Annotated in this window: 10 protein-coding genes; 4 read left to right on the top strand and 6 right to left on the bottom strand. The window is 60.2% G+C overall.

Going from position 1 to position 11647, the window contains the following annotated elements:
• Nucleotides 1-93 precede the first annotated feature (93 nt).
• Complete coding sequence (locus tag ACM6J5_RS02290) at nucleotides 94-672, top strand: hypothetical protein (RefSeq protein ID WP_095945662.1); 579 nt, start codon at nucleotides 94-96, stop codon at nucleotides 670-672.
• 348 nt (nucleotides 673-1020) lie between these two features.
• Here the strand turns inward: ACM6J5_RS02290 and ACM6J5_RS02285 are convergent, their stop codons facing one another.
• The 3 genes from ACM6J5_RS02285 to ACM6J5_RS02275 all read right to left on the bottom strand — a co-directional run bounded on the left by ACM6J5_RS02285 (nucleotide 1021) and on the right by ACM6J5_RS02275 (nucleotide 4971).
• Nucleotides 1021-2427, bottom strand: a complete 1407-nt coding sequence (locus tag ACM6J5_RS02285; protein WP_095945663.1) for a VOC family protein — start codon at nucleotides 2425-2427, stop codon at nucleotides 1021-1023.
• Nucleotides 2428-2537: 110 nt separating this feature from the next.
• Nucleotides 2538-3494, bottom strand: a complete 957-nt coding sequence (locus ACM6J5_RS02280; protein ID WP_095945664.1) for an alpha/beta fold hydrolase — start codon at nucleotides 3492-3494, stop codon at nucleotides 2538-2540.
• A 22-nt stretch (nucleotides 3495-3516) separates the two neighbouring features.
• A complete protein-coding gene (locus tag ACM6J5_RS02275; protein ID WP_414927719.1) occupies nucleotides 3517-4971 on the bottom strand; it encodes a flavin-containing monooxygenase in 1455 nt (484 codons plus the stop codon).
• A 198-nt stretch (nucleotides 4972-5169) separates the two neighbouring features.
• Between ACM6J5_RS02275 and ACM6J5_RS02270 the strand changes: the two genes are divergently transcribed.
• Nucleotides 5170-6243 carry a diguanylate cyclase gene (locus tag ACM6J5_RS02270; protein ID WP_095945666.1) on the top strand — a complete coding sequence of 358 codons (1074 nt, stop codon included), beginning with the start codon at nucleotides 5170-5172 and terminating at the stop codon, nucleotides 6241-6243.
• A gap of 329 nt (nucleotides 6244-6572) precedes the next feature.
• On the opposite strand, the gene ACM6J5_RS02265 is transcribed toward ACM6J5_RS02270, so the two are convergent.
• From ACM6J5_RS02265 to ACM6J5_RS02255, 3 genes are all read right to left on the bottom strand, one after another.
• The gene (locus ACM6J5_RS02265; RefSeq protein ID WP_095945667.1) at nucleotides 6573-7442 is read right to left on the bottom strand and encodes an isocitrate lyase/PEP mutase family protein; all 870 of its coding nucleotides are present in this window, start codon (nucleotides 7440-7442) and stop codon (nucleotides 6573-6575) included.
• Between the two features lie 141 nt (nucleotides 7443-7583).
• Nucleotides 7584-8618, bottom strand: coding sequence for an arginine N-succinyltransferase (astA, locus tag ACM6J5_RS02260; RefSeq protein WP_095945668.1), 1035 nt, complete (start codon nucleotides 8616-8618; stop codon nucleotides 7584-7586).
• Nucleotides 8619-8667: 49 nt separating this feature from the next.
• Nucleotides 8668-9684, bottom strand: a complete 1017-nt coding sequence (locus ACM6J5_RS02255) for an arginine N-succinyltransferase (protein WP_414927718.1) — start codon at nucleotides 9682-9684, stop codon at nucleotides 8668-8670.
• 564 nt (nucleotides 9685-10248) lie between these two features.
• On the opposite strand from ACM6J5_RS02255, the gene ACM6J5_RS02250 reads away from it, so the two are divergent.
• Nucleotides 10249-10821, top strand: coding sequence for a histidine phosphatase family protein (locus ACM6J5_RS02250; RefSeq protein WP_414927717.1), 573 nt, complete (start codon nucleotides 10249-10251; stop codon nucleotides 10819-10821).
• Nucleotides 10821-11576 (top strand): precorrin-6A synthase (deacetylating), encoded by a 756-nt coding sequence (cobF, locus tag ACM6J5_RS02245; protein WP_095945671.1) that lies wholly within the window; start codon nucleotides 10821-10823, stop codon nucleotides 11574-11576. Before ACM6J5_RS02250 ends, cobF begins: the two co-directional genes overlap by 1 nt.
• Nucleotides 11577-11647 lie beyond the last annotated feature (71 nt).

Here is an 11647-nt window from a genome sequence, read left to right as displayed (position 1 = left end):
TGGCTCAACAGCGTCTATGCTCACTCGCACACATGGCGTTGAGCCCGGTTTCAACGCCGTCTGTTGCCATCTATCACAGGGAATGTACTGCCTATGAAACGCCATGCACTGACCAAAGCCATCACCCTCGCTACCCTGCTGTCTGCCGCCAGTTTTGGCGCGGTGGCCGCCGATATCCCGTTGTCCGAAGTCGTTGTGGCCGATCAGATCTCCACCAAAGTCGTTTCGGTTGATGCCGCGAATCATTCCGTGGTTCTTAAAGGCCCGCAGGGTAATGAGTTCCCGGTGCAATTGACCGACAAGGCGAAGAACCTCGATAACCTCAAGGCTGGCGATACGGTCGACATCACGGTCACCAGCGCCGTTGCAGCCTACCTCGACACCGATATCGACAAAGGCCTGCCCGGCACCGCCGAAGCCATTGGCGAAATTCGCGCAGCGCCAGGCAGCGCCAACCCGGGCGGCGAAGCTTATCGCCAGGTGAAAGTGCAGCTGAAAATCACCCACATCGACCTGAAGAAAAACCAGGTGACTTTCGAAAACCCGGAAGGCAAGTCCAAGACGGTTGACGTCAAACGACCTGAAGTTCAGGCCAAACTCAAGGACTTGAAAGTCGGGCAAAGCGTTAACGTGGTTTACACCGATGTATTGACGGTGACCAGCCAGCACTGATATCGAATAATGGTTCTATACGGGCTGATTATTTTTGTACAAGTTTTGTATAGGAGTAATCCGCTCGTAATGGTCGAACTGGTGAGTTTGAGATGCCGTGTTGCGTAGTATTTAAATCGACATCTTTGTTAAACATTGTGTCGATAAATTTCATCTTTGCAGTACGGACATATTAATTCGCTTCTACTAAAATACTTTCCGTTCGCCCAGTGTCAGGGCTCTTTACCAGTGCATGGATTGCCGAGGCCATTGCACTGGGCGAACACTTTATTTGTTGTATTGAAAGTTTTGGACATAAAAACGGGCGGCCTGCAGGTCGCCCGCTTTTATTGAGTGGTGACAAATCATTCAGTCATGTTTTTTATTGACTTGAGCAACATCGGCCAGCGCGGCGAAACACTGTTCGATCGAACGCCGCTGGCTCTCGGCATACAGTTCCAACTCATCGATCGTCGAACGCCCCAAGGCCTGTTCGAACGCCTGCTGATTGGCATGGGCGCCGTAACGGGTTTGCGCCGCGTCCCCCAGGTTTGACTGAAAGATCCCCGCCGCGCTGACCGGCAGGAAGTCTTCGTACACCAGTGGTTCAACCCGCAGGTAGCCTCCTCCGAGCAGGTCTTCCAGTGCGGCGCTTTTCAGGTCGCCCGCCGCGAGGCCTTTTTCCGTCACGAAGTAGCGGAAGTAGGCCAGGCCCTGTTGGCGCATGCCTTCCCAGGTGTCAGGGAACTCGCTGAAATGCTGCGCCATCAGGGCGTTGTAGCGCGCGGCGTTGGTTTCGTTGGGGAAGTCCTTGAGTTCGTCCCGCGCGGCATTGAGCAAGCGGTCGTAGAGTGCACGGCCTTTGGGCGTGAGGGCGGCACCGCGCTGTTCGATCTCGCCAAACCGGGCGCTGTGGCTGCCGCGCGCCTCGCTTTGATCGGTGAAGGCTATCGGCTCGTCCAGGGCCTTGAAGCTGGTCTGGCGCAGCAGGATCGGGCACTGGCGGCGAGGCGGGCCTTCGATCACCGCTTTGGGGGTGATGCCATGGGCCGGCATCTGCGCCTGCACGATGTCGATGTCCAGGGTCCGCGGTGTCAGGTGGTTGATGTGCGGGCCCTTGAACGCCACTACGTCGGCGATCAGGCGATGCTGGGCGCTGAGCTGTCGATACTGTTCGGCGGTGACGGTGGCGCTGTGGTGCCAGCGAAACGTTTCCAGTGCCTGTTCGACGAATTCCTGGGCTTCCTGCTCGGTCAGGCCACCCCGGGATTCGGCGCGTTCGATAAGCGTGAGGGCCGTGGGGGTGAAGATCGAGCGCTGGTCGAGCATCGACTGGGCGAACGCTCGTAGCTCCAGATCTTCGATCAGTTCCAGGCGCAACAGCGAGGTGAACACCCGGAACGGGCTGACCTGCAGCGACGCTTCATGCACTGCGCGAAATGCCGTGGAATGCACCGGCACGCCGGCCGGTGTCAGGTCGTAGTAACCCACCGGTTGCATGCCCATCACCGCGAACAGGCGGGCGAGGGTCGCCAGTTCACCAGCTGTGCCGACGCGGATCGCCCCATGACGTTCCAGGTCCAGGCGTTCGATTTCGCCGGTGCTGGTGAGTTGCCGCAGGATTTGCCCATCGCTGTCCAGCACGTGACGGTTGGTCTGTTCCACCAGTTCCATCAATGCGCCGTACAACGGCACTTCCTCGCGGTACATGTCGGACATCGCTTTGGAAAAGCGTTGGCGGATCAGGTCAGGGCTGACGAAGTTCGGGTGGTTCATGAACAGGATTCCTGGCGCGGTGACGTAAAGGATGGACGAAAGATCGCAGCCTTGCGCAACGCCGGCAAACGAAGTTTCTGACGAACTTCATTCTTTAAACGACTACATGCCTAGTGCAGTCGTTGATCCTGTGGGCTCTCCGAACGCAGCGATGCCAAAAACTCGCGATACAGGCGCGCCGAACCGTAGGGCGCTTCCACCATGGGCATGTGCCCGATGGCGTCCCAGATATGCACGCGCAGGTCGGCGATGCCCTTGCTCCAGACCGCCACGCTACTGACGTCGATCAACCGGTCCTTGCGCCCCCACAGCAACAGCGCCGGGGCGGCAATGTCGGGCAGGTGCGGTTCCATCGGCGGGCTGGCGCGAAATTCGCGGAAGATTTCTTCCAGTTCCTCGCGGGACTGTTCATAGCGCTGGGCGACGGCATCGAGCACCAGTTTCGGTACCCAGGGCGGCGAAGCCATGGTCATGGCGTAGAAGCGCTGGAATTCTTCCCGCGAATGAATCAGAAACGGGTTATGGCCCTTGGCCAAATGCCGCTCAAGGTCACTGGGCTCGGGCGCGGTGACCCCGGCCGGGTCGATCAGGGCCACGGACACAATGCGTTCCGGATACGTGGCCGCGAGCCAGGCCGCGATGTAGCCGCCCATGGAGTTGCCGATGACATGGACCTTCTCCACGCCGCACACGTCCAGCAGCTGGATCATGCGCTTGGCCTGTAGCGGGATGTCGTAGCCTCCGCCCGCCTTGAAGCCGGTTTCGCCATGGCCGGCGATGTCCGGAATGATCACTCGATGGCTGCCGACAAAGTGCCGGGCGAAACGCAGCCAGAGGTTCTTGTCGGCGCTGAAGCCATGGAGCATCAGCACACTGCTGGTGGCTTCGTACGGCCCGCCTTGCCAGGTCGAGACGGTCATCTCGGGGATGGGCACGACGATCTTGTGCAGCCGGTACAGCTTGGCCTCGGCCGCCATGCTCAAGTCATAGAGCCAGTAGCCGATGGCCGGGTAGGTCAGCCAGCTCCAGGCGACGAACACTGCGAGAACGACGAACAACAAAAGCATCACGCGTCTCCCTTCTATCTGCTCAGGACAAAATGTGATCGGCGGGTTTCAGCGCTCGGGTCAAGCGATGAAAGCTGAAGCTGAATCCCGGAAACATGGCAATCACATGACCGCTCTTGCTTTGATACCAACTGTGGCAACCACCGGATTTCCACACGGTGCGTTCCATTTCCCGGTGGATCTTTTCAGTGTAGGTACGTTCCGCCTCATGGCGAACCTCGATACTGCGTAAACCTTGAGACTTCAAGGTGCGAATGCAGTCGAGGATGTAATTCATCTGGGATTCGATGATGAACAGCGCCGAGGTGTGGCCGATGCCGGTGTTCGGCCCGGTGACGATGAACAGGTTGGGAAAGTCGGGCAGGGCGGTGCCGAGGTAGGCCCGCGGATACTGCGCCCAGACCTCCTTGAGACGGGTGCCGTTTTTGCCTGTTACCGGGTAGGAAATCACCCCGTCGGTGGCATCGTAGCCGGTGGACCAGACGATCAGGTCCAGCTCTATGTGCTGACCGTCCAGGGTCACGATGCCGGTTTCGTCGATGGATGCGATGCCTTGCTCGCGGCTGTACAGTGTCACGTTGTCGCGCGCCAGTGCCGGGTACAAGGTGCTGGACAGGATTACCCGTTTGCAGCCGATGGTGTAGTCCGGCGTCAGCTTGCGCCGTAGCTCGGCGTCCGGCACCTGGCGTTTCAGAAAGCGCAGGGCCTGGCGCTGGACCATGTGTACCGCCGGCTTCGAATACTTGAAGGCAATCACCCGGGTTTCGAATTGCCAGTAGATCCCCCAGCGCAACAGCTTGTAGGCCGGCTTGAACCCCAGCAGCCAGCGCTGGAAACGGCCAAAGCGGCGGTCAGCCCGGGGCAAGACCCAGTGGGGCGTGCGCTGGAACACATGCAAGTGCTCGACGTCCGGGGCGATGGCCGGAATGACCTGGGCCGCACTGGCGCCGCTGCCGACGATGGCCACGCGTTTTTGCCGATAGTCGTAGCTGTGGTCCCAGTTGTTGGTGTGGAACGTCCTGCCCTGGAAGCGTTCCTGTCCATCGAAGCGAGGGACCACCGGTTGGCTCAGGGGCCCGGTCGCGTTGATCAGGAACTGCGCGCAAAACGTGCCTTTGCCGGCGGTGTATACCGTCCAGCGTTTGTGGGTGTCGTCCCATTCGACGCGTTCGACATTGGCGTCCAGTTCCACCTTGTTCCGCAGGCCGAAGCGCTCTACCACGTGGCGGGTGTAGCGGTGCAGTTCGGCCTGTTCGGCGAACATTTGTGTCCAGCGATACGGGGCGAAAGACAGGGAGTACAGCGGCGAGGGCACGTCGACTGCCGCGCCGGGGTAGGTGTTCTGGCACCAGGTGCCGCCGAAGAAATCCCGCCGCTCCAGCAGGCGGAAATCGGCGATGCCGGCCTTGAGCAAATTGATTGCTGCACATTGGCCGCCAAACCCGCTGCCGATGATCAATACTTGAAAGGTCTGCATGGGCCTCCTCTTATGGTCATCGATCAACCCCTTCTTTCATGTATAGCTGTTTCCGGGGTGAGGCCTTTGCTTTTATGTGAGCGTGATGCCGCGATATTCAGCCTGTCAGTCGGTGATGGCTATTTGATCTCGCCCTGATAGACTCCAGCGCACAGGCACAGGCTGTAATCACATTCCGTCGAGTGGCACAGAGGCCCTATGGCAAAAACGGGAGGAAAGGGACTTTCATTGGCCAGGAGGCTCTATACATCACGGATCCTGGGGTTGGCCCTGGGGCTGGTGTGTGTGAGCGCGGCAATGTATCCACTCGATCCGGCGCCCTGGGTCTGGGGATTCATGTGGTTCAATGGCCTGGTCTGGCCGCATCTGGCTTACCAATGGGCGCGCAGGGCCAGGACGCCCTATCATGCCGAACACCGCAATCTGCTGATCGATGCTTTTCTCGGCGGCTTCTGGATTGCCGCGATGCAATTCAATCCACTGCCCAGCGCGACCACCATTTCCATGATGGCCATGAACAACGTGGCCATAGGCGGCTTGCGCTTCCTGCTGGCCGGAACAGCCGTGCAAATCCTGGGCGTGGGCGTTGGCCTGCTGATTTTCGCCCCGGCGTTCATTCCTGCCACCAGCGCGGTGCAGCTCTATGCCTGTTTGCCGTTGCTGTGCCTGTATCCATTGGCGCTGGGCTGGATCTGCTTCCGCCAGGCCCATACCCTCGGCTGTCAGAAGCGTGAACTGCTGGCACTGAGCCGCACCGACAGCCTGACGGGCCTGCTGAACCATGGCACCTGGAAGGACCAGCTGGAGATCGAGTTCCAGCGTTGCAAACGCCAGCAAAAAGGTGGGGCGATCGCCCTGATCGACATCGACCATTTCAAAACCATCAACGATACCTACGGCCATGTTGCCGGCGACATCGTCCTGCGTCAGTTGAGCAAGATGCTCAAGCAGAACCTGAGAGCGACCGATGTGGCAGGGCGCTACGGCGGTGACGAGTTCTGCGTGATCCTTCCAGACCTGCCCCTGAACCGCGCCATCGCCGTCATGGATGCCTTGCGCGATCGTTTCGCCACCTTGGGGTACGAGCAGAGTCCGGCGCTGAAAGTCAGCCTGAGCATTGGCCTGGCGTCATTCAACCCGGCCCACGCCGACGCGACGCTTTGGCTCAATGACGCCGATCACGCGCTATACGAAGCCAAGACCACCGGGCGTAATCGGGTGATCTGCTGCGGTAACGGGAAACCCTATCGCGAACTGCTCGACTCGGTGTGATTGTCCGCCGCAACACCTGTGGGAGCGAGCCTGCTCGCGATGGCTGAGTGTCTGGCGATCTGGATGTTGGCTGTGGAGGCCTCATCGCGAGCAAGCTCCCACAGAGGATTTGCGGTGAGCACATCATTTGTGCACATCAGTGATCAATTGTGGGCGCGAGCTTGCTCGCGATGGCGGCGTGTCTGGCGATCTGGATGCTGGCTGTGAAGGCCTCATCGCGAGCAGGCTCGCTCCCACAGAGGATTTTCGGTGAACACATGATTTGCGTACACCCGCGATCACCTGTGGGAGCGAGCCTGCTCGCGATGGCGATGTGTCGGTTTAAACCGTCATTCCTTCACGCTCATGAACTCTTGCGCGAAGCGGATGTATTCCTCGGGTTGCGTGTAGGTGTGCGTCAGCTCGGTGGCGCTCAGGTCCGATGTCTGGGTGAGGATCTGGCGTTGCTCGCGCAGGCTGTCGTAGGTCGCTTTGATCGCGGCGAAGTACGCGCCATGACCGTCGATGGTCACGCGCACACCCAGTTCGGCCAGGCGCTTGTCATCGCGCAGCAGCGGGTTGCCGTAGGTCACCAGCATCAGCGGCACGCTCAGGTGCTCGGCGATCTGCTCCAGATGGTCAAAATCCTTGATACCGACCATGCAGATCCCGTCGGCCCCGGCGTTCTGGTATTGCCGGGTGCGGCTGATGATTTCCTGCACCGGCAGAATCCCGGCGTGGGTGCGGGCGATGATTGCCATTTCCGAATCGCAGCGGGCTTCGAGCGCCGCGCGGATCTTGCCGACGCCTTCGGCGACCGTGATCAGGTCGGTGGATTTGCGGCCAAACTGCGCGGGCAGCAGGGTGTCTTCGATGGTCAGCGCGGCGACCCCGGCCCGTTCGAGTTCGACGATGGTGCGCATGACGTTGAGTGCGTTGCCGTAGCCGTGGTCGGCGTCGGCGATCACCGGCAACTGGGCGACACGGCCGATGCGGGTGGCCTGCTCAGCGAATTCGCTGAGGGTGATCAGGGCAAAGTCGGGGGCGCCCAGCACTTGCAGCGAAGCGACCGACCCCCCGAGAATCCCGACTTCGAAGCCCAGGTCGGCGGCGATGCGGGCCGACATCGGGTCGAACACCGAGGCCGTGTGGTAGCAGGTGTCGGAGGCGAACAGTTGGCGAAAATTGCGGCGCAAATCTTGATGGGAAAGCCTGGACATATGAGTTCCACCAATGGAATGGAAGGGCTTGAGCAAAAGTGTCAACGCCGAAGAAATAAAAGGCTATCACGCGCGCCGGGGGAGAATGATGACGAATTTTCTGGGTTAGGCCGATTGACGTCGCAGCGATCGAACTGATAGTCACGCCGCCACGGCCTGTTGCCGTTGGTCAAGCAGCGGTACGGCTCGCACCGAGTCACCGGGTTGCAGCTGCAAGCGCTTGGCGGTCAGGCGATCGAGCACCAGGCTGTTGCCCACCTGGCGCGCCGGGGCGCAGGTGATGCGGCAGTTTTCCAGTCGGCGATTGTGGATCAGCCAGAGGGGCGCTTTATCGTCCGGCGCGCCGATGGCCAGAAGCAGCGGTTGGCTGTCGCGTACGGTACGGATCCCGGAAACCGGGGCTTCGATGACCGGTCCGCCATCGAAGATATCGATGTAGCCCTTGTGGGCAAAACCTTCGGCGGTGAGGATTTTCAGGGCCGGCTCGGTATTGGGGTGGGCCTTGCCGATCACCGCCCGGGCCTGTTCGGTGAGCAGGCAGGTGTACAGCGGCTGGCGCGGCATCAGTTCGGCGATGAAGGATTTATTGCCCAACCCGGACAAGTGATCGGCGTGACTGAAATCCATTTTGAAAAAGTGCCGGCCAAGGCTGTCCCAGAACGGCGAGCCACCTCGTTCGTCAGCGCTGCCGCGTAATTCGGCGATGAGCCGGTTGCCGAACAACTGGGCAAACTCGGCCACAAACACCAGGCGTGCGAGGGAAAGCAAACGGCCGTTGCTGCCCTGGCGCTGGTCGGGGCGCAGGTACAACGAGCAGACTTCCGATTGCCCGGTCAATTCATTGCTCAGAAACAGGGTCGGGATCTGGCGCTGGATACCCAGGTCCGCCGAAGCGCTGACCGTCAGTCCGACCCGGTAGTTGTACCAGGGCTCACGCAGACCGATGCCACCTGTCAGGGCGCTGACGCCCACGACTTGCTGCTCGTCGTCTTCAAGCACGAACAGGTAATCGGCATCGGCCCGATCGACCTGCCCGGCAAAGGTGCGTTGGGCCCAGCGAATCCGGTGGGCCAGGCGCTCTTCGTCGGCCGGCAGGCTGGTAAGCCCCGGAACGGCCTGACGCACCAGCGTGAGCAGGGCGGGCAGGTCGGTGATCTGGACCGGACGGACAATCATGCGGCGGTTCCTTGTGCGCGTGTACTCGGGCGTTGAATCTGCTGGATATTCACAGGGCCACCAGCCTGATGGGGCTGCCCTCGGTCACCTTCAGCGCCTCGCACATGGCGGCGTCCAGCCCCACGGGTTGCCCGGGGATGTAATCAAGATCGACGACGATGGCCCGATAATCCTTCAAGGAATCGTTGCTCACCAGAAAACAGCCACGGGCATCGATCACCGGGCCAGGCTGCGTTACGCCGCACTGGCTGTAGGCGATGGAGCGAATGCCCGAGGTGCGCGCGTAAAGTGTCGGGCCGCCATCGAACAGATCGATGTAGCTGTTGGTTTCGAAGCCTTCCCGTTCGAGGATATCGAAGGCCTCCTGGCCATCGGGATGGATGCTGCCGATGCAGTCCTGCGCCGCCTGGCTCAGCATGGGCACGTAGATCGGATACTGCGGCATCAGCTCGGCGAGAAAGGTGCGGCTCTGCAGGCCGCAAAGCCGTTCGGCCTCGACGTAGGGCAAGTCGAAGAAATGCTTGCCCACGGCGTCCCAAAAGGGTGAGTGGCCTTCATCGCTGCTGTAGCCGACGATCTCGGTGATGACCGTGTCGGAAAAACGCCGGGCGTGGGCGGCGATGAACAGCAGGCGCGCCCGCGACAGCAATTCGGAATGCGCACTGCGCACCCGCGCGGCATCGATATGGAAGCCCCGCAGCAAGGTATGGCCACTGAGGTCGTGACACAACGACAAGGCCGGTACGCCGTGCTCGATGTTCAGTTCCCGCGAGGCACTGGTGAAGTGCCGGTTGCGCAGGCTGTAAAACGGCTCGTTGTACCCCGCCGTGGCGAGGATTTCCGAGCAGCCGGCCAGGTGCCCTGTCGTCAGGTCCTCGAGTACAAAAAAATAGTTTTCCGGGCCATGAGTCTCGACGTTCTTTTCGAACGAGGCACAGGAATCGAGGATTTTTCCACGTAACCGTTCGCTATCGTCGGGCAGGGACGTGACGCCCACGAGGCTTTCACGGGCGAGCCTCTGCAACTGGGGCAGGTCGGCCAACTCGACTGGACGCAAGACCAGCATGGAGACACTCCTGTATCAAACGATTCGGCGATTGGAGCCGAACCTGACTATCACTGTCGGTTTTTCCACACATTAAATCGGTGGTCGTCTGAACGTTGTCAGGCGCCACGCTTTTTCTTATCGGGTGTTTCCCGGGATGGACCGCATTAAACGAGGAACGGGTGGTTCGGCCGCAGGCGATGCCTGGCCAGACGCGTTGATCGGGTGTTCGAAAAAAGGCATCCGGGCTCCTGCTGGATAAGCGTGGCAAGTGTTTTAACAGTCCGTTGAAAGGAGTATTTGATCATCGCGTACTGCCTGTCTAGTGAATTTTCGCGTGGTCTGCTCGTGCCCGAAAAAGGGGCGAAATGCCTGTGCTAAAGGGCTACGGCGATGTCGTAAAGTCTTGTAGGTGATTGCCTGCGTTGCGGTCAGCCATGACAGAAAGTCTGGCAGGAAATGACTGTAGGAATCTGTTTCGAGCAGGAAAATTAAACACCACCCGGGCCTGCTTTCTTGCGGCACAATTGCGTGATGGCGCTTACCTGACGCCGTTGTTCCTTTCCATCCCTGGAGTGATTACTGGTGCAGGCAACCCGTTTAACCCTGATTTGCCATGCGCGAACTGTCGCACAGAAATTGGCGCGTTTTCCTCTGGACGAACCTCTGGAGATGGATTGGCAAGCGCTCAGGCTTTCCCGTTGCAACCCGTTCAAGGGCTCTCCACGTCTTGTCTGCGGTCCGGAGTTGCGCACCCGGCAAACCGCGGAACTGTTCGGCAGCGCGCCGGAGATTGTCGACGCACTGAGGGACTGCGACTTCGGGCGCTGGAGCGGTGTGCGCATCGGTGAGCTGCAAAAAACTGAAGCCCAGGCGCTCCAGGATTGGCTGGAAGACCCGGCTTCGGCGCCCCACGGTGGTGAGTCGCTGGTGCAACTGGAGGAGCGGGTGGGCGCGTGGTTGACAGCGCTGCAGTCGACCCCGGGGCCCATCGTTGCCATTACCCATCCCTTTGTCATCCGCGCCGCGCTGACGCAGGTATTGCAGGGGGCTTCGTCCAGCCTGATCGACGTCGAACCTCTCTCGGCTGTCGAGTTGCGCTTCCATGGCCGCTGGCGACTGCGCTTGCCGGGCACCGACCCCGAGGACCTGCTGTGATGAAAAAACTCCTGGTCATCGGGATCGGTGCCGGCAACCCCGACTACATCACGATGCAAGCGGTGAAGGCGTTGAATCAGGTCGATGTTTTTTTTCTCATGGACAAGGGCCGGAGCAAAGACACGCTCATCGATCTGCGCCGTGAAATCTGTTCACGCTACATCACCGGCCACGATTACCGTTTTGTCGAAGCCCACAGTCCTGAGCGTGAGCGCGGTGAGGTGGACTACAAGACCAGTGTCGACGACTTGAACCTGGCCAAACAACGGACCTTCGAACGGCTGATCAACGAAGAACTGTCCGACAGCCAGTGTGGTGGTTTTCTGGTGTGGGGCGACCCTGCGCTGTACGACAGCACCATCCGCATCCTTCAGACGATCCAGGCCTCGGGCACCTGTGGGTTCGAGTTCGAGGTGATTCCCGGCATTACCAGCGTCCAGGCGTTGGCGGCCCGACACAAGGTGCCGCTCAACCAGATTGGCCGCTCCGTTGAAATCACCACCGGCCGGCGTCTGGCGGCAGGGCAGGTGAGTGATGCCGACAGCCTGGTGGTGATGCTCGATGCCCAGGATGCTTACCGGCAGGTGGTGGAACAGGACACCGAGATTTACTGGGGGGCCTATCTGGGGACGCCGGATGAAATCCTGATCAGCGGCAGGCTCAAGGATGTCGCGGATGAAATCGAACGGGTGCGCAAGGCTGCAAGGCTGGCCAATGGCTGGATCATGGATACCTATTTATTGCGCAAGCCTTGAGAATTGAGGTGACCGGGCTGACGTCTTCGCGAGCAGGCTCGCTCCCACAGTGAATCTCCAGTGTTCACACC

This window comes from Pseudomonas sp. IT-P74 (genome assembly GCF_949768175.1).
GTDB lineage: Bacteria > Pseudomonadota > Gammaproteobacteria > Pseudomonadales > Pseudomonadaceae > Aquipseudomonas.
Note: the sequence above shows the minus strand (reverse complement) of the source record. Positions and strands in the feature narration are given on the sequence as shown.

Excerpts from the sequence above, each read along its gene's own strand:
- ACM6J5_RS02290 (WP_095945662.1), top strand. The coding sequence starts at position 94 with ATGAAACGCCATGCACTGACCAAAGCCATCACCCTCGCTACCCTGCTG.
- ACM6J5_RS02285 (WP_095945663.1), bottom strand. The coding sequence starts at position 2,427 with ATGAACCACCCGAACTTCGTCAGCCCTGACCTGATCCGCCAACGCTTT.
- ACM6J5_RS02280 (WP_095945664.1), bottom strand. The coding sequence starts at position 3,494 with ATGCTTTTGTTGTTCGTCGTTCTCGCAGTGTTCGTCGCCTGGAGCTGG.
- ACM6J5_RS02275 (WP_414927719.1), bottom strand. The coding sequence starts at position 4,971 with ATGCAGACCTTTCAAGTATTGATCATCGGCAGCGGGTTTGGCGGCCAA.
- ACM6J5_RS02270 (WP_095945666.1), top strand. The coding sequence starts at position 5,170 with ATGGCAAAAACGGGAGGAAAGGGACTTTCATTGGCCAGGAGGCTCTAT.
- ACM6J5_RS02265 (WP_095945667.1), bottom strand. The coding sequence starts at position 7,442 with ATGTCCAGGCTTTCCCATCAAGATTTGCGCCGCAATTTTCGCCAACTG.
- astA (WP_095945668.1), bottom strand. The coding sequence starts at position 8,618 with ATGATTGTCCGTCCGGTCCAGATCACCGACCTGCCCGCCCTGCTCACG.
- ACM6J5_RS02255 (WP_414927718.1), bottom strand. The coding sequence starts at position 9,684 with ATGCTGGTCTTGCGTCCAGTCGAGTTGGCCGACCTGCCCCAGTTGCAG.
- cobF (WP_095945671.1), top strand. The coding sequence starts at position 10,821 with ATGAAAAAACTCCTGGTCATCGGGATCGGTGCCGGCAACCCCGACTAC.